The 21,764-nt window shown below is 69.6% G+C and carries 23 protein-coding genes and 1 pseudogene; 12 read left to right on the top strand and 12 right to left on the bottom strand.

Annotation, left to right across the window (positions count from 1 at the left end; genetic code table 11):
* Positions 1-35: 35 nt before the first annotated feature.
* The 3 genes from NOD94_RS02635 to NOD94_RS02625 form a co-directional block, all read right to left on the bottom strand.
* The gene (locus NOD94_RS02635; RefSeq protein WP_281204043.1) at positions 36-1,517 is read right to left on the bottom strand and encodes an APC family permease; all 1,482 of its coding nucleotides are present in this window, start codon (positions 1,515-1,517) and stop codon (positions 36-38) included.
* A 224-nt stretch (positions 1,518-1,741) separates the two neighbouring features.
* Positions 1,742-3,529 (bottom strand): glyoxylate carboligase, encoded by a 1,788-nt coding sequence (gene gcl / locus NOD94_RS02630; RefSeq protein WP_281204042.1) that lies wholly within the window; start codon positions 3,527-3,529, stop codon positions 1,742-1,744.
* A gap of 316 nt (positions 3,530-3,845) precedes the next feature.
* On the bottom strand, positions 3,846-4,043 hold the full coding sequence (locus NOD94_RS02625) for a hypothetical protein (RefSeq protein WP_281204107.1): 198 nt from the start codon (positions 4,041-4,043) through the stop codon (positions 3,846-3,848).
* On the opposite strand from NOD94_RS02625, the gene NOD94_RS02620 reads away from it, so the two are divergent.
* Positions 3,955-4,599, top strand: coding sequence for a hypothetical protein (locus NOD94_RS02620; RefSeq protein ID WP_281204102.1), 645 nt, complete (start codon positions 3,955-3,957; stop codon positions 4,597-4,599). The two genes, NOD94_RS02625 and NOD94_RS02620, sit on opposite strands and share 89 nt — an antisense overlap.
* Positions 4,600-4,678: 79 nt before the next feature.
* On the top strand, positions 4,679-5,167 hold the full coding sequence (locus NOD94_RS02615) for a glutathione peroxidase (RefSeq protein WP_281204041.1): 489 nt from the start codon (positions 4,679-4,681) through the stop codon (positions 5,165-5,167).
* A 24-nt stretch (positions 5,168-5,191) separates the two neighbouring features.
* Here the strand turns inward: NOD94_RS02615 and NOD94_RS02610 are convergent, their stop codons facing one another.
* A complete protein-coding gene (locus tag NOD94_RS02610; protein ID WP_281204040.1) occupies positions 5,192-6,871 on the bottom strand; it encodes an AMP-binding protein in 1,680 nt (559 codons plus the stop codon).
* Between the two features lie 45 nt (positions 6,872-6,916).
* Complete coding sequence (locus NOD94_RS02605) at positions 6,917-8,068, bottom strand: winged helix DNA-binding domain-containing protein (RefSeq protein ID WP_281204039.1); 1,152 nt, start codon at positions 8,066-8,068, stop codon at positions 6,917-6,919.
* A 150-nt stretch (positions 8,069-8,218) separates the two neighbouring features.
* Here NOD94_RS02605 and NOD94_RS02600 point away from each other — a divergent pair, with 150 nt between their 5' ends.
* The 3 genes from NOD94_RS02600 (at position 8,219) to NOD94_RS02590 (ending at position 10,850) form a co-directional block, all read left to right on the top strand.
* Positions 8,219-9,370 carry a magnesium and cobalt transport protein CorA gene (locus NOD94_RS02600; RefSeq protein ID WP_281204038.1) on the top strand — a complete coding sequence of 384 codons (1,152 nt, stop codon included), beginning with the start codon at positions 8,219-8,221 and terminating at the stop codon, positions 9,368-9,370.
* Between the two features lie 387 nt (positions 9,371-9,757).
* Positions 9,758-10,231, top strand: a complete 474-nt coding sequence (locus tag NOD94_RS02595; RefSeq protein ID WP_281204037.1) for a hypothetical protein — start codon at positions 9,758-9,760, stop codon at positions 10,229-10,231.
* Positions 10,224-10,850 (top strand): hypothetical protein, encoded by a 627-nt coding sequence (locus tag NOD94_RS02590; RefSeq protein WP_281204036.1) that lies wholly within the window; start codon positions 10,224-10,226, stop codon positions 10,848-10,850. The genes NOD94_RS02595 and NOD94_RS02590 overlap by 8 nt, the downstream gene beginning before the upstream one ends.
* 176 nt (positions 10,851-11,026) lie before the next feature.
* Here NOD94_RS02590 and NOD94_RS02585 read toward each other — a convergent pair whose 3' ends face one another.
* Positions 11,027-11,770, bottom strand: a complete 744-nt coding sequence (locus NOD94_RS02585) for a hypothetical protein (RefSeq protein ID WP_281204035.1) — start codon at positions 11,768-11,770, stop codon at positions 11,027-11,029.
* A gap of 478 nt (positions 11,771-12,248) precedes the next feature.
* Between NOD94_RS02585 and NOD94_RS02580 the strand changes: the two genes are divergently transcribed.
* Positions 12,249-12,542, top strand: coding sequence for a hypothetical protein (locus NOD94_RS02580; protein WP_281204034.1), 294 nt, complete (start codon positions 12,249-12,251; stop codon positions 12,540-12,542).
* Entirely contained in the window at positions 12,539-13,225 is a 687-nt protein-coding gene (locus tag NOD94_RS02575; RefSeq protein WP_281204033.1) for a restriction endonuclease, read from the top strand. The genes NOD94_RS02580 and NOD94_RS02575 overlap by 4 nt, the downstream gene beginning before the upstream one ends.
* 62 nt (positions 13,226-13,287) lie before the next feature.
* On the opposite strand, the gene NOD94_RS02570 is transcribed toward NOD94_RS02575, so the two are convergent.
* The 3 genes from NOD94_RS02570 to NOD94_RS02560 form a co-directional block, all read right to left on the bottom strand.
* Positions 13,288-14,535 carry a site-specific integrase gene (locus NOD94_RS02570; RefSeq protein WP_281204032.1) on the bottom strand — a complete coding sequence of 416 codons (1,248 nt, stop codon included), beginning with the start codon at positions 14,533-14,535 and terminating at the stop codon, positions 13,288-13,290.
* A gap of 44 nt (positions 14,536-14,579) precedes the next feature.
* Positions 14,580-14,897, bottom strand: coding sequence for a helix-turn-helix domain-containing protein (locus NOD94_RS02565; protein ID WP_281204031.1), 318 nt, complete (start codon positions 14,895-14,897; stop codon positions 14,580-14,582).
* A gap of 119 nt (positions 14,898-15,016) precedes the next feature.
* Positions 15,017-15,301 carry a helix-turn-helix transcriptional regulator gene (locus tag NOD94_RS02560; RefSeq protein ID WP_281204030.1) on the bottom strand — a complete coding sequence of 95 codons (285 nt, stop codon included), beginning with the start codon at positions 15,299-15,301 and terminating at the stop codon, positions 15,017-15,019.
* 252 nt (positions 15,302-15,553) lie between these two features.
* On the opposite strand from NOD94_RS02560, the gene NOD94_RS02555 reads away from it, so the two are divergent.
* From NOD94_RS02555 to mobC, 4 genes are all read left to right on the top strand, one after another.
* A complete protein-coding gene (locus NOD94_RS02555; protein ID WP_281204101.1) occupies positions 15,554-16,447 on the top strand; it encodes a hypothetical protein in 894 nt (297 codons plus the stop codon).
* Positions 16,448-16,491: 44 nt separating this feature from the next.
* On the top strand, positions 16,492-17,145 hold the full coding sequence (locus NOD94_RS02550) for an ATP-binding protein (protein ID WP_281204029.1): 654 nt from the start codon (positions 16,492-16,494) through the stop codon (positions 17,143-17,145).
* A gap of 29 nt (positions 17,146-17,174) precedes the next feature.
* Positions 17,175-18,038 carry a DUF2637 domain-containing protein gene (locus tag NOD94_RS02545; RefSeq protein ID WP_281204028.1) on the top strand — a complete coding sequence of 288 codons (864 nt, stop codon included), beginning with the start codon at positions 17,175-17,177 and terminating at the stop codon, positions 18,036-18,038.
* Positions 18,039-18,454: 416 nt separating this feature from the next.
* Positions 18,455-18,784 carry a plasmid mobilization relaxosome protein MobC gene (mobC, locus tag NOD94_RS02540; protein WP_281204027.1) on the top strand — a complete coding sequence of 110 codons (330 nt, stop codon included), beginning with the start codon at positions 18,455-18,457 and terminating at the stop codon, positions 18,782-18,784.
* A 71-nt stretch (positions 18,785-18,855) separates the two neighbouring features.
* On the opposite strand, the gene NOD94_RS02535 is transcribed toward mobC, so the two are convergent.
* The 3 genes and pseudogenes from NOD94_RS02535 to NOD94_RS02525 form a co-directional block, all read right to left on the bottom strand.
* The gene (locus NOD94_RS02535; protein WP_281204026.1) at positions 18,856-19,269 is read right to left on the bottom strand and encodes an NUDIX hydrolase; all 414 of its coding nucleotides are present in this window, start codon (positions 19,267-19,269) and stop codon (positions 18,856-18,858) included.
* Positions 19,270-19,323: 54 nt separating this feature from the next.
* Entirely contained in the window at positions 19,324-19,878 is a 555-nt protein-coding gene (locus NOD94_RS02530) for a flavoprotein (RefSeq protein WP_281204025.1), read from the bottom strand.
* A pseudogene (locus NOD94_RS02525) lies at positions 19,875-21,144 on the bottom strand (helix-turn-helix transcriptional regulator). The gene NOD94_RS02530 and the pseudogene NOD94_RS02525 overlap by 4 nt, the downstream one beginning before the upstream one ends.
* A gap of 176 nt (positions 21,145-21,320) precedes the next feature.
* Between NOD94_RS02525 and NOD94_RS02520 the strand changes: the two are divergent.
* Positions 21,321-21,758 carry an ATP-binding protein gene (locus NOD94_RS02520; RefSeq protein WP_281204024.1) on the top strand — a complete coding sequence of 146 codons (438 nt, stop codon included), beginning with the start codon at positions 21,321-21,323 and terminating at the stop codon, positions 21,756-21,758.
* Positions 21,759-21,764 lie beyond the last annotated feature (6 nt).

Raw genomic sequence — 21,764 nt, 5'->3', positions numbered from 1 at the left:
GCCCGGTGCCATGGTTCTCGTCAGGCCCGGTCTCGTCAGGCCCGGTCGTCGGGTGCGTGTTCGTGTTCGTCGTGGCCGGGCGCCCTCCGCAGCGACTCCCGGTCGAAGAGCAGCATCCCGGCGAAGAACAGTCCGCCCAGGACGAGCAGGCCGGCCACGATCACCACGGAGACGAGCGCCTCCGCCGGCGCCACCAGGACGAACAGTGCCACGAGGGTCCACACCAGCGCGCAGACCGCGACCGGTAGTTCCAGGCGTCCGAGGTTGAACGCGCCCTCCTTGCTGTCCAGCCGGCGGCGTACGGCCAGGTAGAGGACGATCGTCGCGCCGTAGATCAGGGCCGGGAGGATGGTCGACGCGGTGATCAGTTCCAGCAGCGCGGCGCCCGGCAGCCCGACCATCAGGGCGACGCCCAGCGCGAGGATCAGGAGGGTCGCCGGGATCGGCGTCCGCGTGCGCGGGTTGACCCGGCGCATCGTGCGGTACGCGGGGAAGCGGCCGTCCCGCGACATCGCGTAGACGAGCCGCGAGCAGGCGACCATCACCACGACCCCGGCGCCGAAGAACGCGAACGAGATCGCGACCAGCAGCCCGCTCTCCGCCGCCGGACCGAAGCGCTCGCGCAGGATCGCCGCGACGGGCGAGGGGTCGGCGCTGATCCGGGGCAGGTCCTCGATCGCGAAGGTGAGCGCGATCAGGAACAGCATGCCGAGGGTCCCGGCCGCCAGGACCGATCCCACGATGGCGCGCGGAACGCTGCGGTAGGGGTCCTTCGCCTCCTCCGCCAGGTTGGCCGCGGAGTCGAACCCGACGAGCGTGGCGAGACCCATGATCATCGCGAGCATCAGCCCGCCGCCGACCCCGAAGTAGTCGCCCGCGTGCACGGCGACGCCCCGTGAGGTGAGGTTGCCGGCCGAGCCGCCGCCCGTGACCAGCACGGCGACGACGAGGGCGACGGCCACCAGCACCACGAGGACCACTTCGAGCCCCACCGCGACCGAGTTGATCCAGCTGACCAGGCGCGTCGAGGCGATGGCGACCAGGGCCTGGGCGAACAGGGCCACCAGCGTGATCAGGCGCGCGGTGCCCTCGTCCGCCGCGATGCCGACGAGCGGCATGAACGCCTGGGAAGCGAGCGCGCTGTCCATCGCCACCACGGCGATCGCCAAGTAGCAGAAGGTCAACCAGCCGAACCACCACCCCGTGCGCGGGCTCGCCAGCCGCGAGGCCCACTGGTACGAGGAGCCGCTGAGCGGGATGCGGGCCGCGAACTGCGCGACCACCAGAGCCACCAGGGTCTGCCCCACGGCCGCGATCAACCACAGCCAGATCCCGACCGGCCCGGAGGTCAGCAGTACCTGGTCGTAGGTGGCGAAGATCCCGACCGCCACCGAGATGAACGCGAACGAGATCGCGAACACCTGGAACGAGCCGAGGGTGCGTTTCAGCTCCTGCCGGTAGCCGCCGGGCCCGGCGGGGTCACCGCCGTCCTGTCGCCCCGTAGGAGCCTGTGCCACCTCGGCCACCTCTCTCCGTGCCCCTGGGGCCGGGGAGGCCGGGGCAGCCCGGCCAGTGTGTCCGTGCGGCCGCCCGCGCCCCGCACGTGGTGCCCGACGCGCACGGCCGAGCCCCCGAACGGACGTCATCGACCACCCGTGGGCGGCCCGGGGACGGGGACGGCCCCCGCCCCTCCTGGTGGAGGGGCGGGGGCCGCCGGGTGGTGCGGGGTCGTGCGGGGTGATCAGACCTTGAGGGCCTTGATCGCGGTCGGGGCGTGACCCGGCTCGGTCGCGAGCTCTTCGAACTCGGTGACGTCGCTCATGTCGACCGTCTTGCTCATCGCGATGTTGGTGATGCGCTCCAGGATCGCCTCGACGACGACCGGGACCTGGAACTCCTGGGCCAGCTTCTTGGCCTCCTCGAAGGCCTCGCCCAGCTTGTCCGGGTCGGTGACACGGATGGCCTTGACGCCCAGGCCCTCGGCGACCTTGACGTGGTCGACGCCGTAGACGCCCAGCTCGGGGGTGTTGATGTTCTCGAATTCGAGGTTGACCTCGAAGTTGATGCCCAGGCCACCCTGCGCCTGACGGATCAGACCCAGGTAGGCGTTGTTCACGAGGACGTGGACGTAGGGGACCTTGTGCTGGGCGGCGACCGCCAGCTCCTCGATCATGAACTGGAAGTCGTAGTCGCCCGAGAGCGCGACGATCGGGGTCTCCGGCTCCGCGGTGGCGGCACCGATCGCGGCCGGGATGGTCCAGCCGAGCGGGCCGGCCTGGCCGCAGTTGATCCAGTTGCGCGGGCGGTAGACGTGCAGGAACTGCGCGGCGGCGATCTGCGAGAGCCCGATGGTGGTGACGTAGCGGGTCTCCGGGCCGAACGCCTTGTTCATCTCCTCGTAGACGCGCTGCGGCTTCAGGGGGATGTTGTCGAAGTGCGTACGGCGCTGCAGGGTCGCCTTGCGGTCCTGCGCCGAGGCGGTCCAGGCGGAGAAGTCCGGCAGCTTGCCCTCGGCCTTGAGCTCCTTGGCGATCTCGATGAAGAGCTCCAGCGCGACCTTGGCGTCGGAGGCGATGCCGAAGTCCGGGGCGAAGATCTTGCCGAGCTGCGTGGGCTCGATGTCGACGTGGACGAACTTGCGGCCCTTGGTGTAGGCGTCCAGGTTGTAACCGGTGTGACGGTTGGCCCAGCGGTTGCCGATGCCGAAGACGAAGTCCGACTCCAGGAACGTCGCGTTGCCGTAGCGGTGCGCGGTCTGGACACCGACCATGCCGGCGGCCAGCTCGTGGTCGTCCGGGATGGTGCCCCAGCCCATGAGGGTGGAGATGACCGGGACGTTGACCAGCTCGGCGAACTCGACCAGCAGGTCGGAGGCGTCGGCGTTGATGATGCCGCCACCGGCGACGATCAGCGGGCGCTCCGACTCCAGCAGGAACTGCAGGGCCTTGGCGGCCTGGGCGCGGGTGGCCTGCGGCTTGTAGACCGGCAGCGGCGCGTAGGTCTCCGGGTCGAACTCGATCTCGGTCAGCTGGACGTCGATCGGGAGGTCGATCAGGACCGGGCCCGGACGGCCGGAGCGCATCAGGTGGAAGGCCTCCTGGAACACGCCCGGGACCTGCGCGGCCTCCAGGACGGTCGTGGCCTTCTTGGTGACGGGCTTGGCGATCGAGGCGATGTCGACGGCCTGGAAGTCCTCCTTGTGGAGCTTCGAGACCGGAGCCTGACCGGTGATGCACAGGATCGGGATGGAGTCCGCGATCGCCGAGTACAGGCCGGTGATCATGTCGGTGCCGGCGGGGCCGGACGTACCGATGCAGACACCGATGTTGCCCGCCTTGGCACGCGTGTATCCCTCGGCCATGTGGGAGGCGCCCTCGACGTGGCGGGCCAGCGTGTGGCTGATGCCGCCCACGTTCTTGAGCTCGCGGTAGAACGGGTTGATCGCTGCGCCGGGCACGCCGAAGGCTTGCGAAACGCCCTCAAGCTTGAGGATCTCCACTGCAGCGGCGGCGGCTGTCATACGGGGCATCGAGTTCTCCTGCGGGTCCGACGGTCAGGCTTTTCCGTAATCCGGAAGTTTTGTTCTGCTATACGGAACAAGCTAAGCGGCGGCTTCCCGCACGTCAAGGCGGGAGGACACCCCGGAACGCACCAAAAGCCGCATCTGTTTCGGTGAGTTGCACAAATGACCGGGCCGCCGGCTCGATTCCGGGGCAATCCGCGGGCTCGCGCGCCCCCTCGGTCGCGGGTGGTGGAGCATGGACCCACGCACAGCGACGAGGGGGTCCTTTTCACATGGCGGAAGCGGTACCGGTGCGCTGCCCGGCGTGCATGCGCGAGAACGGCTACACCTCCCCGGTCTTCCCCTGCGCCTGCGGGAGCCCGGTCACACCAGCACTGGACCTGACCTCGCCACCACTCACGCTCACGCACCGCACCTGGTCGCAGAGCTGGGTGACGGTGCGGTGCGGGTCCTGCGGGCGGGACAGCGAGTGGCCGCACCCGGAGGTGGGATGCGGATCGTGCGGGACGGTGGTGCTCATTCCGGTCCATCCACCCGAGGAGCAGCGGGCAGGACCCGCGGACGGCGCCGACCCGGGCGGGGCCACGACGCCGCCTTCCGCCGCGCCTGCGACACCGGGGCGGCCCGGCGCGCGCACGGGTGCCGGCGCGGCTGCGGGTGCGGGTGCGGCGGGGAGGACCCCGGTACCGCGACCGGCGTTCCGGCCGGTGACCATCCGTACGGCCCGGGACGCGGTGGCGACGGCCGCGCTGTACCTGCGGTGGCTCGGGTTCCAGGACGTCCGCCGGCCGGACGGGCTGCCCATCCCCTCGGCCGCGGTGGATCTGCGGGCACCCGGAGTGGTCGCGCAGGTGGACCCGACGACGACGCCGGCCGGGCTCCGGGCGGTGGAGTGCGTGTGGCTGAACGGTCTGACGGCCTCCGCGACCAGCGTCTACTTCTCCCTCGCGGGGTATACGGAGGACGCCCGCAGCCGGGCGGACGACCTGGGCATACCGCTGTTCGTCATGGACCTGACCGGCATGCCACAACCGGTCAACGACCCGGCGGACGAACTCGTCGGGACGGGGGCCTAGGCTCGGAGATCGTTATTGCCGCTGTTGATGTTCCTGTTGTTGCTGTTCCTGTTGTTGCTGCCCCGCCGAGGAGGGCCCGATGAGCCTGTACGACATCCCGCTGACCACCCTTGCCGACGAGCCGACGAGCCTCGCGGCCCACAAGGGCAAGGCCATCCTGCTGGTGAACACCGCCTCGCAGTGCGGGCTCACCCCCCAGTACTCGGGGTTGGCCCGCCTCCAGTTCAAGTACGAGGAGAAGGGCTTCACCGTCATCGGCGTGCCCTGCAACCAGTTCGGCGGCCAGGAGCCCGGCAACGCGGAGGACATCCAGACCTTCTGCGCGGCCGGCTTCGGCGTGACCTTCCCGATGCTGGAGAAGACCGAGGTCAACGGCGAGAACCGGCACCCGCTCTACCAGGAGCTGGTGGAGACCCCGGACGCCGACGGTGAGGCGGGGGACATCCAGTGGAACTTCGAGAAGTTCCTGATCTCCCCCGCCGGCGAGGTCGTGGCGCGCTTCCGCCCGCGCACCGAGCCCGAGGCCCCCGAGGTCATCGCCGCGATCGAGGCGCAGCTGCCGGCCTGAGGCCGCAGGCCCCCGTACGTCCGCTCAGCGCAGGTCGGCTTCGTCGTACTCCCCCGCGGAGCCGGCCGCGGTGAGCTCCCGCAGCTCCACCCGGCGGATCTTGCCGGACACGGTCTTGGGGAGCTCGGCGAACTCGATGCGGCGGATCCGCTTGTACGGGGAGAGGACCGCCCGGGAGTGCTCGAAGAGCACCCGGGCGGTCTCCTTGTCCGGCTCCCAGCCCGCGGCGAGGGTGATGTACGCCTTCGGGACGGAGAGCCGCAGCGCGTCCGGGGCGGGGACGACGGCCGCCTCGACGACCGCCTCGTGTTCCAGCAGGGCGCTCTCCAGCTCGAACGGGCTGATCTTGTAGTCGGAGGCCTTGAACACGTCGTCGGCGCGCCCCACGTAGGTCAGGTAGCCGTCCGCGTCCCGCGCGGCGATGTCCCCGGTGCGGTAGAGCCCGTCCGCCATGGCCTCGGCGGTCCGCTGCGGGTCGTCGCGGTAGCCGGTCATCACCCCGGCCGGTCGGGTGCGCAGGTCCACGCAGACCTCGCCCTCGTCGGGCGACGGCTCACCGGTGACGGCGTCCAGGAGCACGATCGTGTAGCCGGGCGCCGGCCGGCCCATGGAGCCGGGCTTGACGGGGGCGCCGGGGAAGTTGCCCACCTGGAGGGTGGTCTCCGTCTGACCGAAGCCGTCGCGGATGGTCACGCCCCAGGCCTCCCGGACCCGCTCGATGACCTCGGGGTTGAGCGGTTCGCCCGCCGCGACGGCCTCGCGCGGGGGCTTGCGCAGCCGGGTGAGGTCGGACTGGATCAGCATCCGCCAGACGGTGGGCGGGGCGCAGAAGGTGGTGACGCCTGCCCGGTCCATCTCGGCCATCAGCCGCTCCGCGTCGAAGCGGGCGTAGTTGTGGACGAAGACGGTGGCGCCGGCGTTCCAGGGCGCGAAGAGGTTGGACCAGGCGTGTTTGGCCCAACCGGGCGAGGCGATGTTGAGGTGCACGTCGCCGGGGCGCAGCCCGAGCCAGTACATGGTCGACAGGTGCCCGACGGGGTACGAGGCGTGCGTGTGCTCGACCAGTTTGGGGCGGTCGGTGGTGCCCGAGGTGAAGTACAGCATCAGCGGGTCGGTGGCGAGGGTCTCGCCGTCCGGACGGAACTCCCGGTCGGCCCGGCGCATGTCCTCCAGCCGCCGCCAGCCGGTGGGGACGTCCTCTCCCGCGGCGATCCGGGTGTAGGTGCCCGGCACCTCGTCGAACTTGGGGGTGTCCTCGGTGCGGGCGATGACGTGGCGGACCGCGCCGCGCTCCACCCGGTCGCGCAGGTCGGCCGGGCCGAGCAGGGGGGTCGCGGGGATGACGACGGCGCGGAGCTTCATCGCGGCGAGCATCACCTCCCACAGCTCGACCTGGTTGCCGAGCATGACCAGGATCCGGTCGCCGGCCTCCACGCCCTGGGCCCGGAGCCAGTTCGCGGTCGCCGCCGAGCGGGCGCTCAGGTCCTCGAAGGAGACGCTCCGGCCGGTGCCGTCCTCCTCCACGATGCGCAGCGCGTCGGCGCCGTTGCCGGCCGCGATGCGGTCGAACCAGTCGAGTGCCCAGTTGAACCGCTCCGGGCGGGGCCAGGTGAATCCGGTGTGGGCGGCGTCGTAGTCCCCGCGGTGCGCGAGCAGGAAGTCCCGTGCGGCGAGGAAGCTGTCGGTGGCGCTGTTCTCCGTCATGACAGGCATCGTGCCGCGCCGGACGTCCCGTCCACCAGGGCGGCGTCAGCCCTGGATTGACCCGAAGCGCACGGATCCGGGGCCGCCCGCCATCCCGGTGAGCAGGACCTGGCCCTCGGCCTCGATCTCCTCCTTCCGCGCGCGGGACCGCGTACCGAACAGCTCCACGGTGAGGACGGGCCCCGTGCCGGAGCCCTCCGTTCCGCCGTCGTCCAGCCGCCAGAGCCCGGCGAGGAAGCCGTCGACGAGGAGGGTGCGGTGGGCCTGGTTGCCCGTCCAGGTACGGCCTTTGATCTCGGGGGCGACGACGCGGGTGCGGTCGGCGTGGGAGAGCAGCAGGTTGTCGAACTCGGGCAGGAAGCGCGGTGGGGCGGGCGTGTCGGCGTCGGGGCGGGGTGCGTCGGGCAGGTCGAACAGCTCGGTGCCGTTCTCGTCCCGGAAGGTGATCAGGCGCGGCCGCAGTCGTTCGAAGGCCTCCCGCAGCCGGGTGAGCCCCGCCCAGGTCTGCATGTCCTTGACGGAGGCGGGGCCGAAGGCTCCGAGGTAGCGCAGCACCACGTCGTCCACGGGCTGCGCCGGAGCGGCTTCCTCCCCGAGCCACCGTTCGACGGTGGCCAGCCGGACCTGCCCGCTGCGACCCCACACGCCGCGGGGGGTGACCTGGACCAGCGGGAGCAGGCAGCGCGCCGCGACCGACAGGGACTGCGGGTCCGCCGTGGGCCAGTGGACGAGGAGCTCCTCGCGGATCTCCGCCATCGTCCGCGGCTCCGCGTCGACGAAGGCACGGGCCCGCTCGGCGAGCCGGTCCAGGTCCACGCCCGTGAGCCCCTTGCGGAAGTAGGCGACCTCACGGTCCCGGGCGGCCTGGACGAGGGGCCGCAGGGTGAGGGCGTCGTGCGCGGTGTGGGTATGGATGGTGGAGCGCATCGTCACCATCCGGACCACCTCGCGGGACTCCATGAGCCCGGCCAGCTCGGCGGGCCGGAACCCGGCGAGGCGCGCGTGGAGCTGGAAGTAGGGGGGCTTGACGTTCTGCGCCTGCAGCCCGAGGAGGTGCGCGACGGCGTCCCGCGCGGACATCTCGGCCCGGCTCAGCAGCAGCTGCCGGGCAAGGGTCGCGCGGTTCAGCGCACGGGTCCCGATCAGGGGGCTCTGGTCGGAGGTCTTCGTCTCGGAGGTCTTCGTCCTGGAGGCCATGACCACACGCTAACGGCGATTGCGGACGATCTGTGTCCGCAATCGGCACGGTCGCCGGGGCAGGCAAGGGGGGCGGGGCCATATCTCCCTAATCTCCCGATATCCTGCCCTTGGCCCGTAAACGTACGTTCGACCGGGAGCAGACCTGCGATGTCGGAGCGACCAGACCGCCGCCCCACCCCGCCCGCGAAGCGCCCGGGCCGACTGCGCCCGTCCGGCCCCGGCACCACTCCCCCGGCCGACGGCGGGCAGGAGCCCGCCGCGGCGGTCCCGCCGAACCACCGCAGCGTGATCGACTCCGCCGTCTACCGCGACGGCCTGCGCGTCGCCTCCCCCGCCACCCTCGCCGACACCTTCCGACAACTGCGCGAGCAGCCCGACGGCATGGCCTGGATCGGCCTCCACCGCCCCACCGAGTCCGAACTGCACTCCCTCGCCGGCGAGTTCAACCTCCACGAGCTCGCCGTCGAGGACGCCCTGGAAGCCCACCAGCGCCCCAAGCTGGAGCGCTACGGCGACACCCTGTTCGTCGTCCTGCGCGCGGCCCGCTACCTGGACGCCCCGGAGGAGGTCGAGTTCGGCGAACTGCACGTCTTCGTCGGCCCGGACTTCCTGATCACCGTCCGCCACGGCGGCGCCCCCGACCTCTCCTCCGTCCGCCGCCGCATGGAGGAGAACCCCGCGCTCCTCTCCCTCGGCCCGGAAGCCGCCCTGTACGCGATCCTCGACGCGGTGGTCGACGGCTACGCGCCGGTCGTCGCGGGCGTCCAGACGGACATCGACGAGATCGAGACCGAGGTCTTCCGCGGCGACCCCGCGGTCTCCCGCCGCATCTACGAACTCTCCCGCGAAATGGTCGAGTTCCAGCGCGCCACCCGCCCCCTGGTCGGCATGCTCCACGGCCTGATGGCGGGCTTCGCCAAGTACGGCACCGACGAGGAACTCCAGCGCTACCTCCGGGACGTCGCCGACCACGTCACCCACACAAGCGAACGCGTGGACGGCTTCCGCCAGGCCCTCACCGAAATCCTGACGGTCAACGCCACCCTGGTCTCCCAACAACAGAACGCCGAAATGCGCGCCTTGGCCGAAGCGGGCTTCGAACAGAACGAGGAGATCAAGAAGATCTCCTCGTGGGCCGCCATCCTCTTCGCACCCACGTTGGTGGGAACCATCTACGGCATGAACTTCGAGACCATGCCGGAACTGCACTGGGCGGCTGGGTACCCGTTTGCGATCCTGCTGATGGCAGTGGTGTGTACGAGCCTGTACGTCATCTTCAAGAAGCGGGATTGGTTGTAGCGACTCGCCGCACAGGCTTGATCGACTTAGCGCAAGCGAATCTTGGATGACGCCCCCAGAGGCCCCGTGGGGAGAATCTGGGGAGAATGCGCGGCAGAGGGCCGACCGGGCGCAGCTCCTCCGCCCACCGAGGGGCGGCGCCCAGCACCGACACCCAGAATGCGACGCGCCGCCCACCGGGCGTCACTCAGCAAGAAAGGACGGAACTGCCCCAGAGTGCACCCCTCCCAACATGTGAACCTTGCCCGCCAGCACCAGGCCCGTCGGCGATCGCCCATCCCATCGCTGATCGGGTTCGCTGCCCACTCCACAAGTGCGTTGAGGTCATGGGCGGACAGCTCATTCCGCGAGGCACGCCGCTTCGCCCAACTACAGGAATGGGCACCCATGCAGGTGACGGACACGACCGCGAAAGATGCCTCCCGATCGCGCCCGTGGCAGTACGTTGGGCTTCCCTTCGTCTCTTCATGGGAGTCAACGACCTTGAGCCTGCCCGATGTTGTTGGAGAGGTTGCGACCGGATCGGCCGTCGCGCTGGTCAGCGGAGCGGTCACAGGCGGCGCGGCTTGGGTTGCGCTGAAGATCCGCGAGCTTGTACATCGAGGCACCCCTGCTGAGCGGGATGCTCTGACCACGGTTCTCAACGATCGAGGGGCCACCTCGGAGGAACTCGTAGCCCGCCTGACCCCGCTGATTCGAGCGCACCTCGACTCGCATCCGGAGGCGATCCCCGCGTTCAAGACGCTGACCGTGACCGGACCCACCACCTACAACCAGCACAACACCGGCAACGGCTTGTTCATCGGCGGTGACAACCACGGCAGTCTGACGATCAACCATGGTGGTCGCGAGCGTGACTGACCAGCCGCCTGAGACCGAGCAGAAGGTCGTAAACCAGACGAACCACGGTTCGGGCACGTTCGTAGCCGGCAACGTGCTCGGCAGCATCGTGAACCTCTTCGTACCCGCTCAACGGCGGAGCCGCCCTACATCGACCACCCACACTGACGCACCCCAGGACGACTACGAAGACATCAGCGAGTCGCTCGTCGGGGCCGTCTTCCTGGCGGCCATCTCCGGAACCGCAATCGTCTATTGCATCCGCGGCTTGCCGTTCTCCGGCACAGGACCAACTCCCGGCATAGCAGAACGGATCGTGGTTGGGATCCTGTTCACATACGCCTTCTTCGCCTGCGCCGCAGCGTTCCTCGCAAGGACCGCGCAGGGCCTCGAAGTGTGGGCAGGAAGGTGCGCCGACATCACCGTCCAGACCAGGGGCGGTATGACAGCACGCCTACCCGCAGGCATGGCTCGAGCCTTGGCAGCCACTTCCTCCGGGGTGGCAACGACGGCTGCACTTGTGGCCGTCTTCTACGGGTGGGCGGGCTTCGGCGCCAGTGTGCAGGAGAGGGCATACATCGCACGCGACAACGCGGCCGCGAACGCCTCACGGGCGAGCGCCGCGACCCGGAAGGGCTGATGGACGCACCGAAAGGACCGCTCCGCGCGTCCATATTCCGCTAGGGCGACCGCTCCCTGACCGACTCATATCCGTCGGGGCCGGCTGGCTGCGGTATTGCGAGCCCTCACAAAGCACTGCCCACTGCGGCCTTGAGAGTCATGACGTGCTCAGGTTCACGCAGCGACCGCAGCAGTTCATCGGTTGACTAGGTAGAGGATGAACAATGCGCCAATTCCGAGCCCCCAAAGGAATGCAACGGCTCGCGCCTTGTGGTCTGGAAGGATCTCTGGGGGTGGCGGAGTCACTGTGGCCTCGATCCGCCCAGCCGCACCATTGAGTGCGTTCGCAATCGCCTCGATCCGGCCGAGAGGCTTGTCCCCGTTCTGCAACCTCTCCATGTCCCTAACCCGCCGGTCCAGAGAGCTCAGGCCCCCCTCAAGACGTGCGACCAAGCTTTCAAGGTCTACCGTAGCGTTCCCCGAGCTAACGACCCCCTCGATGCGGCCGACAATCCTGTTGAACTCGGTGAGGTCAAGCCGTTGGGTCGCCTTGTCGAAGGTGTCAGCAGCGTGGGATACCTGTCCTGCCACGTCTTCGTTGATGCTGAAGCTTGCATGCATCAGCGTCCCAGCAACGTCCTCGTTAATGCTGCGGCTTGCGTGCGTAAGCATCGTGGCGACATCTTCGTTGATGCCGCGAGCCGCCAGCGCGAGCAATCCTGCTGCATCGGAAGAGATCACCCCGTCATCCATGGCCTCTTCGAGAAGCCTAGCTAAGGCGGGCGAATCCTTGGAAATCTTCCTGAGCAGCGCTTTGGTCTTGGCATCGACGGCCTCGATACGGATTTCACCGTGGTTGTCACGACCAACGAAGGCACCATCGCCGTGGTTGTGCTGCTCGTAGGTCTGACGATGCGGCTCCGGATCAGCGCCCGCCATGTTCCCCCCACCCCTTGACGCGGACGTGGATCACCCGAGTCGGTCGCGAACAGCCTCAAGTCCCGTGAGGGGTCCGACCTTCCCCCACACAGGAACTCTATGACAGGGCATCCGTCAGTAACCCCACACTGTTTCAGATTAGTTGGCTGGAAATCACAACCTGTGCGGCGCGATCGCTGCGGTTCGCCAATGCAGTCGAAGTTCATGGCGTGAGGCTGCATGTTGCCATCCAATTACGTGCGCGAATCGTGGTTCTGCTGGCGACTAAGCGTCGGGGGCGTCCCTCGTCGAGGGGCGGCGCCCGGCGCAGTCGCCACTGACCGCGCTCCACAGGAACAGGCCAATCGGCAGGTCCCGCATCTTCGCAGCGCAACACACGGCAAGGAAGCCTCGACGCAGGCCAGCGGACCGTGCAGTCGACCAGGCACTCTCGAAGATATGGCCGACTCGCGCCCTTGCCGCTCACACGATCATGACGGTGCATCAAGTTCTGTCAGTGGCCACCGCTACAACCGATCTGGAGGTCCGCACAGCGCAGACCGATGGGGAGGGAATCAGCATGCCGAAGGTTCCGGACGGATACGTGAGCGTGCGCAGCTACATCCGTCGCAAGCCAGGTCCCAGGAAGGCCAAAGGCCTGAGCATCTGGGCAATCGCCGGCCTGTGTGCGGTGGTGTGGCTCTGGGGGCAGGTCTTCGGATTCGGCGACAGCTCCGCCGAGCAGCAGCCCGCGCCGAAGCCCGCCGTCTCCGCGCCAGCGGGCGGGCAGTGACGGCCCGGCGGCGGCGAAGCATCCGGTGGCGACCGCGCAGTACCGCAGACGTCCTGGGTGCGGCAGCCGTTGCCCTCGCTCTCGCGGTCGCCCTGGCACAGGCCGCATCGCGCCTCCTTGCGAAGGCCGCCGAGAGCTGGCCGCTGCTGATCCTGATCGGTCTGGCCCTCGCCACCGGCTTGGCCTGCGTCCGGGTATGGCGCTCCCACCGGAACCGCGCGGACAGCGAGAGGCTGGCTCGCCTGCGCATCACCTTGTCCGAGTTGGACGCAATGGACGACCAGCAGTTCGAGTACGCGCTGCGCGACCTCCTCGTCCGCGACGGCTGGGCGGCCACGAAGGTGGGCCGCGGCGGGGACCAGGCCGCGGACGTGATCGGCGTCCTGGTACCCCTCGGACGACTCGTGGTGCAGGCGAAGCACACCCGCGTCGGCGGCAAGGTCGGCTCGTCGGTGATGTACGAGGTGAACGGCACCGCAGGGCCCGCGCACAAGGCGGACCACGCCGTCGTCGTCACCAACGGCTCCTTCACGCGCGACGCCATGGCCTGGGGCGACCGGCACGGAGTCCACTGGGTCGACCGCGACCGACTGGACCACTGGGCCCACAAGGGCAAGGCCCTGCACGAACTGCTCGGCCTGCCCGCGCGGCGTTCCCGCCTGCCCTGGCGTCGAGCGGCATGAGATGTAGAGCGTGACCCACCAAAGAGAACGGGTGGCACAGCATGGTGCTGCACCGCCCGTTCTCAGGCAAGGGCAAGGTCGTCTGGGACGTACTGAGGGGCCACTCCGAGCAGCGCATCGACTGCCGCGCGGCCCTTGCCGCCGGCCTCGGGCATGAAATGGGCGTAGTGGTCGAGGGTGATGGTCGGGCTGGAGTGGCCGAGCCATCGGGCGAGGGTGACGACGGATTCACCCGCTTCGAGGATCACGGAGGCGTAGGTGTGCCGGAGTACGTGGAAGCCGTCCTTGCGAGAGGCCTTCCAGCGCTGGCCCTTCTCTCGCACGGGGATCACGCCAGCCTTCGCGAGGGCGGGTTTCCACACCTCGTCGTTGAAGATGTTGGCGCGGATCGCGTTGCCGTAGGTCGTGGTCATGGCCAACGGGAAGGAGCGCTTCTCCCGATCGGCTTCGGGGCCGCCCCAGGGCAGCTCGACCTCGACGGCCGTGTGTTGCAGGAAGTGTGCGCGCAGCTCGGCGGCCACCGAAGGCGGCATGTCGACGACCCGGGTCTTCCCGCCCTTGGGAAGAGTGAAGTACAGGCGGCCGTACAGGAGCTGGACCTGTCGGCGCACGCGGATGAGGCCGCGCTCGAAGTCGATATCCGCCGGCGACAGCCCGAAGACCTCCCCCTGGCGCAGCCCGCACCCGAGGGCGACGACGACGGCGATCCGGTACCGCTGGTTGATGACGTCCCGCACCCGCTGCGCGGTCTCCAGCGGCCAAGCCTCCCGTTGGTCCTCCGGGGCCTTGGGCCAGCGCACCGACTTGGCTCGCATCGGGTTGCGGACCAGGCGCTTGTCGTCGATCGCCGTCTCGAAGACGTTCGAGAGAGTGGTCAGGATCTGCCGGGCGTAGCGCGGTGCGCACTCGCCTTCGAGCGTGGCGATGTAGCCGCGCAGGACGGACGCTGAGACGTCCCGCAGGGCGACGTCACCGATGTGCGGGAGTACGTGGAGGCGCACGCGCTCGTCGACCCGCTTGACCGTGCCCGGCGCTCCCCGCACGCCCGCCTGCCAGTGGCGCGTGACGTAGTCGGCGATGGTGATGGAGCCGTCACGCGGGTCGACGAACTCGCCCCGCTCGCTGTCGGTGCCGGCCCGGCGGAGCCACGCCTTGGCGTCCTCCAGGGTGTCGAACGACATGCCCCGGACACCCGGGATGCCCGCGACCCGGTACCGGCTGCCCTTGCCGTACCGGGCGGTGCGCTCGCGCTTGCCGGTGACGGGGTCCTTCTTCTTGTTGATCCAGCGGTCTTCGATGTAGCCGGCCAAGTGCTTCCTTGCAGATAGGGGTTCGGGACGGTCGGCCGGAAGCGTCAGATGGTTGCCGGGCAGGCAGGGCGCCGCTTCGGTGCGGCGCTCACGGGGTTGAGGTCGGGGTTGGAGCGGGAGTCAGCCTGTTCCTGCTCACGTATCCAGGTGTCGAGCGCATCGACCCTGTACGTCACCCGCCCGCGGGCACCCATCCGGAAACTGGGCGGACCCTGCCGCCGGTGACGCCAGACGTAAAGCGTCTTGGGTGAAATACCGAGATATGCGGCCGTGTCATGGACCCCGAGAAACGCACGGCCAACGGTGGAACGGTGACGAAATTCGGGGGCACCGGCAGAGGGAATCGGATCGACGACGGACAAGCGAAGTTCCTTACGCAGGGGACGGGGAAATAGACCACTGGCCACGCACAGACGCAGCGGCCTCCAGGTACCACCAACGGTGCGGAGAATCCCCGGTTTCGGAAACCGGGGATCGTCGGCTATATTCCGCCCACCCTCAGCGACTCGGGGCGGCTCGACGGAGCAGCGAGAAGTGCGTTCGGCGAGGATCCGAGGGCTGCTGCGATGGCGACGAGGTCGTCGATGTCGCAGCGTCGGACCGTACGTTCGATGCGGGAGAGCGCGGTGAAGGTCATGGGGCGACCGAGTGCGGTGACCCGGGCGGCGAGCTGGCGCTGGGAGTAGCCACAGGCCACGCGGGTGCGTTCGATGGCGTGGGCGGCGGCGCGTCCGGCGGGTCCGATTTCAAGAGGGCGTGGCGGCATTGGTGTGTTGTAGCTTGCCCACCGGAGGCTACGGAAGGCATTCCCCGTCTGCTGTGAGCGATCCCAGACCGACACCGAATATCGCAGGCGATTTCACCGACCGGGGTTTCGGGTTTACGGTCGTGCGACCGAAAACCTTTCACGGCCGCTTGAGCCAGGTCTGGACTTCTGGACCCGGGGTGTGGCTGTGTTGTCCACACACCCCGGCCCCGGCGGTTTCCCCACCCCCATTTCGAAAGGCGGTCGATCTCTATCGCCCGTATCCGGACCATCAAGCCGGAGGCTTTCGCCTCCGAGTCCCTGGCGGCCGTGTCCCTGAGCGCCGAGCGGACCTTCTTCGGCCTGCTCACCCAAGCCGACGACAAGGGCCGCATCCGCGACCAGGCCGCCGTCATCGCCGGACAGCTGTGGTCGCTGCGCCGCGAACACGGACCGGTGGAGGTCGAGGACGATCTGACGCAGCTCGACGCTGCCGGTCTGATCTGCCGCTACGAGGGCGAGGACGGAAGGCAGTACCTGCACGTCGTCGCCTTCGCCCTCCACCAGAAGATCAACCGCCCCAGCATCAGCAGGATCCCGTCCTGCCCGCACCACGACCTTGGCGTCCCGCGTGAGCCCTCACTGCCGGTGCACGGAGCCGTCACGGAGTTCTCCAGTACGGGTCAGGCAGCAGGCAATGAGCCCGCCATGAGTAGGGAGTCCGCAGGTCAAGGGCAGTTCAGTGAGCCCTCACAGCCGGTTGGGGGAGGGCTCACTGAGCCTTACGTGAGCCCTCAGCATCCGGATCTAGGACCTAGGAACAGGGATCTAGGAACTACCCCGTTGGGGGGCGCGAGCGCCCCCGCGCCCCAGACCGTCTCGGCGAAGGACCTCATCGCCGAGTACGCCGCGGCCTGCGAGCACCGCCCTCCCGCCAGCGTGCTCGGTCAACTCGGGCAGGAGGCCAAGAAGCTCCTCGACGAGGGCATCGCCCCCGCCCACGTACGAGCCGGTCTCGACCGCCACCGCGCCAAGGGCCTCCACCCGAAGACCCTGCCCAGCCTCGTACACGAGGTCATGAACGCGGGTGCCCCCACGCCCGCTGCCGCCCACCGCCCCTGGACCAACCCCACCGACGTCGCCGCCGCCTACAGGGGTGCCCTCTGATCACCACCGCCCTCCCGCAGCCCGCCGACCACGTCGTCCGGGCCATGGCGGGGATCCTGCTCCGCCGGGGCATGGACCCGTCCGTCATGGACTCGAAGGAACCGGAGCCCGCACCCCAACCGGTCACCTCCCTGGAACTGGCCGACGCCCGCATCCCCCCGCGCTACCGGCAGTCCCTCGCCGATCACCCCCAGGTCGCCAACTGGGTGGACGAGGTCGCGCGTGCCGGGCGCCCCGGCCCGTCCGGCACACGAGGCATCGCGGAGGGCCCGTCGCTGCTGATCGTCGGCCCCACCGGCACCGGCAAGACCCACCAGGCCTACGGGGCCGTCCGCAGCCTGCTCGCGGCCGGCGTCCGCCTGCGCTGGGAAGCCGTCACCGCCGCCGACCTGTACGCCCGCCTGAGGCCGCGACCAGGACTCGACGCCGAGCGTGAACTGCACACCCTGGCCCGCTGCCCGCTGCTGGTCCTGGACGACCTCGGCGCCGCCAAGGGCAGCGAGTGGACGGAGGAGCTGACCTACCGGCTGATCAACCACCGGTACGAGTACCTGCGCCCCACCCTTCTCACGACCAACCTCCCCATCGACGATCTCCGCACCGCCCTCGGCGACCGCGTCGCCTCCCGCCTCTCCGAGATGACCCACCGGGTCATCCTCGTCGGGCCTGACCGCCGCCGCACTCCCCCCGCCACTTGAACGCGCCCACCCTTTGGAGCACCACCCGCTTGACCATCACCTGCCACCGCACGCAGACGGCCGAGCGGTACGCCCTCGCCGTCGCAGGCTGCGTCATCGTCGCTCTCACCGCCGCAGGATTCTGGCTCTCCTACGCCCACCTCGCCGAAGTCGCGGGGCGGCACGGCCTCGGGACTTCCCCCACCCGCCAGTGGGCATGGCCCGCCACGCTCGATGCCTTCATCGTCGCCGGCGAAGTGCTCATGCTCCGCGCCAGCCTCCGCCGGGAAACCGACGGGTGGGCGATCGCCCTCACCACTGCTGGATCGCTGGGCTCGATCGCCCTGAACGTCGCCGGCGTCAGCAGGTCCGACGGCGTCCCGGCCCCGGCGCTCGACTACGTCGTCGCCGCTGTCCCTCCAGCAGCCGCGCTCTTCGCCTTCGGCGTCCTCATGCGGCAGATCCACCGCCACGTCGCTGCCGAGGAGTCCCGCCACAGTCGCCGTCCTACAGGGGAACCCTCAACACATCCCGCGGACCTGGACCGTCCCCGCGCCCACTCCGCTACACCGCAGCTCCCGGACCCGGAACGGCCCGAGGACCGCGAGGATGACCGCCCCACTCCGGCGGGCGCCGTACAGGGCGCATCAGTCGATGTGGCGGAAGAGACCGACCAAGTGGCGGAAGCCCACGTCCCGCCGAAGAAGCGCACCGGTCGCAAGCCTGCCGCCACCGACGACGAACTCTTCGCCATCGCCCTCACCGCCCCGCTCGGACGCGATGGACGCGCGTCAAGCCGCCACATCGAAACGGCTGTCCGTGCACGCGGCCTGCCTATCGGCAGGGACCGCCGGAACAAGATCACCCGACAGATCCAGGCCGAACTCGACAGCGGCCAAGTGAACGCCGCGTAGGCCCCCGCGCATCCATCGCGGAGTGAGGTGGCGTCCGTACGCCCCATCCCCGCAGCACCGAAGCCGTTCCAGCCCGACCAACAGGACGCACGCTCTTGCACGACGACCCCACTGCCACAAATGCCCACGCCCACCGACAGGCGGCTCCTACCCAAGCCCGAGACGGAGCAAGTTATCCCTTTGGACACTCCACCATCGGCGGAGTGTCCAAAGGGCTCTCCGCCCCAGGGGAACGGAGCCCCGTCCGGCGCCGGGGGACGCCTGACGAGGAGGCTCCGACCGCCGGGCGGCCACAGTCGGGGGAAGAGCAACAGCCTTCGTTCGAACCCACGTACACTTCCGCTCCCCCTCCAGAGCCCCGTACACGACGCCGTACCCACAAACTCAGCCAGCGCTCCAAAGTGTGCAGCGTCCGTATGAACGACGACGAGTACGCGCTCGTCGCGACCGCCGCCAAAGCTGTCGGCGTGACCGTCGCCGGCTTCTTCGCCAAAGCCGCCCTCAACGCGGCCCACGACCCTCAAACCAGCGCTGCGGCCATCGCCGGGCGTCGCGAAGCCGTCATCGAGCTGTTCACTGCCCGCAGGCACCTCGGCCAGATCGGCAACAACCTGAACCAGCTGACCCGCGCCGTCAACTCCGGCGGCCGACCGACCGACATCCAACTCGACGCCGTGCTCGACTCGGTCCGCCAGGCCTCCGCGCGCGTCCAGGACGCCACCGACCAGCTCCTCGAAGACGGCTAGTACCTGCCCCACCGAGGTCCCCGAGATCCACCGTCCCCGCGTGTTGTCCCCATGCGCGCGGTCGGTCCGCGTCAACGCTCCAGGACGACGTCGAGGTGTTCTTGCACCGGCTCGAACAGGCCGTACGGGACGTACTCGGAGATGTCGGCGTGGGCCACCCATGCGAGTTCGGCCAGCTCGTCGGTGTCCGCGACGTGCGCGTGGCCGCCGGCCACCTCGCAGGCGGTGTACGACATCAAGCGGCCGGTGTCAGGGTGGACTCGTTCCCCCAGCGGCTTCAGCGCCCTCACGGCGAGGCCGGTCTCCTCCAAGGTCTCGCGTACGGCGGCCCCCTCCGGGGCTTCGCCCGGCTCGACCTCACCGGCGGGAAACTGCCAGCAGAGCCGCCCCTCGCTGACCCGCCGACGCACCATGAGCACGCGGCCTTCGTGCACCACGACGGCCGCTGCGATGGCCGGTCGACCTTCAGCGTTCTCCTGCTCCATGTTGCTCCTCCAGATCGGGTGGGCAGGCTGCCCCGAGGGGCGATACCGGCACGTTCACTGCTGCTCGGCCCCGGTCCGGAGGAGCGGCGCGAGCAGAGCGACCGCCTCCTCCCACGGGAAGCGGTCGGCCCCGCCGCCGGACTTCGGACGGTGGGGCTCGTAGCTGCCGATCAGTACGCCCATCTCCCGGAGCTCGTCGATGCTGCGTCGGTAGGCCCGGTGGGCGGCGAGCGCGGTGTTCACGTAGGGCAGCAGGACCGTGGGAATGCCCATGCCGGGTGCTTCGCAGAGGATGCCGAGCGCGAGGTTGTCGGCGAAGCCGGCGGCCCACTTGTTGACCGTGTTGAACGTGGCCGGCGCGACCGCGATGGCATCGGCCCGCGGGTAGGTCCGCGCCTCGCCGGGCGAGCGCCAGGCGGACCTGACCGGGTACTCGGTCTGCTCCTCGATCGCCCGGGTATCGAGGAACTCAAGACCTTGTGGCGTGGCGATGACCCCGACGTCCCAGCCCCGTTCCTGCGCTGCGGTGATGAGTCTGCCGACGTCGCCGGCGATCCCGGCGGCGCAGACGACGACGTACAGGAAGGGTTTGGGCTGCGGCTCGGTCACGCGGGTACTCCCAGTCGGCGGCTGAAGTGGTGGAGCTCCGGCAGCGTACGTCGACGGTCCCGCGCGGCCATGTCGGCGACCAGCTCGCGGACGGCGGGACGGCGTACGTCCTGGGCGGCGCAGGTCTCGGCGATCCGCAGGGCTTGGTAGCCGTCTGCCAGGCGACCCTGCTGGGCGTAGGCGCGGGCGGCCTCGATCCAGAGTGCGGCACGGCGCTCGGGGACCGGGATGTGACGGTGCATGAGCGGGCGAGCCGCGTCGAGGGCGATGCCCGCGTCGCCGAAGGAGACCGCCGCACTGATCCGGTGCAGGGTGACGTTCGTCGGGCTGAAGTTGGCCCAGGCGTCCGGGCCGGTCGAGGGCGACGTACCGGGCCACCTCCTCCGCTTCGGCGAGGAACTCCCCGGTGGCGGCACGGTCGTCCGCGCGGCTCGCGGCCGTGGCTCCGCGCAGCAGGAGCAGCCCCAGGACGGCGAGGTGGTGCGAGGAGCGACGGTCGTACGAGCCGGTGAGCTGCGAAGCGGTGTGCCGGATCAGCGTGACGGCTTGTCCGGGGTGCTTCTCACGGACGAGGACGTGCGCGTGGAGCCGGACGCTGGCGGCGAGGACGAGGGGGTCGCCGAAGCGTTCGGCCTCCGCCATGGCCCGGCCCACGGCCAGCCAGGCCGTTCCGGCGTCACCCTGCTTGAGGAAGAGGCTGGCCGAGGTCTGGTAGGCCGTGGCAAGGAAGCGGGACACCTCCTCAGGCCGCGACGAGCTGCCGAGTGCATGGCGCAGATCCGTGATCAGGCCGGGAAGCGTACGCTCCAGTTCCGCGTAGTCGCACGTGGTCAGCAGCCTGCGGATGGAGGTGGCTCGTAGGCGGAGCCGATCCGTGGAGGCCGGCTCCGTCGTCGAGGCTGCGAGCACGCCGGGCAGGAGGGCCTGGACCAGCGTCGGGTGCGCGGCGGGCATGGGGGCCGCCAGCGCGGTGACGCCCGCGGCGAGGAAGGTACGGCGGCGCATGTCGTCTGTCTCCGGATCGTGGGGCTCTGCTTCCGGGCCGGCGTCAGCGAGCCCGAGTCGAGCCGGCGGGATCCGAAGCACCCTGGCAACCTCGCGGAGGACCCGGATGTCGTCGGTTCCGCGGCCGCCCTCCAGGCGGCTGATCTTCGACTGGTGGTAACCCAGTTCGGCGGCCACCTCCGCTTGTGAGCGGCTCTGTAAGACCCTTGCCCGGCGGATCAGCGCACTGATGCGGTGTGCCTCGCCCTGTGTGTCGGCCATCTGCGCCACGGCCCCTTCTGCCGAGACCGATCCTGCCTGCTCAACCGAGCCTATCGGTAGGGAAATTGCCCGCCATGCAGAACCTGCATGGACGATGCACGCCCTGCCCACGGCGTCGCGGGCAGCGCCCCCGGACCGGTTGCCTGGTGGAACCGCACCCCTCGAGGAGGCCGCCCATGGAAGTGCACGAGGTCACCCTGCCGGTGACGGGTACGCCGGAAGGGGCCGCCCGCGCCCGACGCACCGTGATGGACGAGGTCAGTGGCTGGCGCCGAGGCGCGGTCACCGGCGTACTGCACGGAGCGGAGACCGTGGCGGGTGAGCTCCTGGCCAACGCCGTCCTGCACGGAGGTGCGGGGACCGCATCGATCACCGCTCGCCTATGGGGTGACCGGCTGCGTTTCGAGGTCCGCGACCAGAGTGCGGCCGTCCCCCGGAAACTCGCCGGCCACCCGGACGCCGAGCACGGGCGAGGTCTGTTGATCGTTGCTGCTCTCGCCGACGAGCACGGCGTCGAACAAGACGGCTCGGGCAAGTCCTGCTGGGCCGAGTTCGACCTCGCCGCCCGCCCCACAACCTCCGTCTTCCCCCAACCTCTCGACCGAAGGAGTTGATCGTGG

Source organism: Streptomyces sp. Isolate_45, assembly GCF_024721315.2.
Classification (GTDB): domain Bacteria; phylum Actinomycetota; class Actinomycetes; order Streptomycetales; family Streptomycetaceae; genus Streptomyces.
The sequence above is the reverse complement of the archived record's forward strand: the minus strand, read 5'-3'. Positions and strand labels throughout refer to the sequence as shown.

Coding starts and splice junctions, on each gene's coding strand:
- NOD94_RS02605 (WP_281204039.1), bottom strand. CDS start 8,068: ATGGCCTCCAGGACGAAGACCTCCGAGACGAAGACCTCCGACCAGAGC.
- mobC (WP_281204027.1), top strand. CDS start 18,455: ATGAACGACGACGAGTACGCGCTCGTCGCGACCGCCGCCAAAGCTGTC.
- NOD94_RS02520 (WP_281204024.1), top strand. CDS start 21,321: ATGGAAGTGCACGAGGTCACCCTGCCGGTGACGGGTACGCCGGAAGGG.
- NOD94_RS02615 (WP_281204041.1), top strand. CDS start 4,679: ATGAGCCTGTACGACATCCCGCTGACCACCCTTGCCGACGAGCCGACG.
- NOD94_RS02535 (WP_281204026.1), bottom strand. CDS start 19,269: ATGGAGCAGGAGAACGCTGAAGGTCGACCGGCCATCGCAGCGGCCGTC.
- NOD94_RS02610 (WP_281204040.1), bottom strand. CDS start 6,871: ATGACGGAGAACAGCGCCACCGACAGCTTCCTCGCCGCACGGGACTTC.
- NOD94_RS02585 (WP_281204035.1), bottom strand. CDS start 11,770: ATGGCGGGCGCTGATCCGGAGCCGCATCGTCAGACCTACGAGCAGCAC.
- NOD94_RS02595 (WP_281204037.1), top strand. CDS start 9,758: ATGCAGGTGACGGACACGACCGCGAAAGATGCCTCCCGATCGCGCCCG.
- NOD94_RS02550 (WP_281204029.1), top strand. CDS start 16,492: ATGGCGGGGATCCTGCTCCGCCGGGGCATGGACCCGTCCGTCATGGAC.
- NOD94_RS02625 (WP_281204107.1), bottom strand. CDS start 4,043: ATGAGCACCACCGTCCCGCACGATCCGCATCCCACCTCCGGGTGCGGC.
- NOD94_RS02560 (WP_281204030.1), bottom strand. CDS start 15,301: ATGCCGCCACGCCCTCTTGAAATCGGACCCGCCGGACGCGCCGCCGCC.
- NOD94_RS02600 (WP_281204038.1), top strand. CDS start 8,219: ATGTCGGAGCGACCAGACCGCCGCCCCACCCCGCCCGCGAAGCGCCCG.
- gcl (WP_281204042.1), bottom strand. CDS start 3,529: ATGCCCCGTATGACAGCCGCCGCCGCTGCAGTGGAGATCCTCAAGCTT.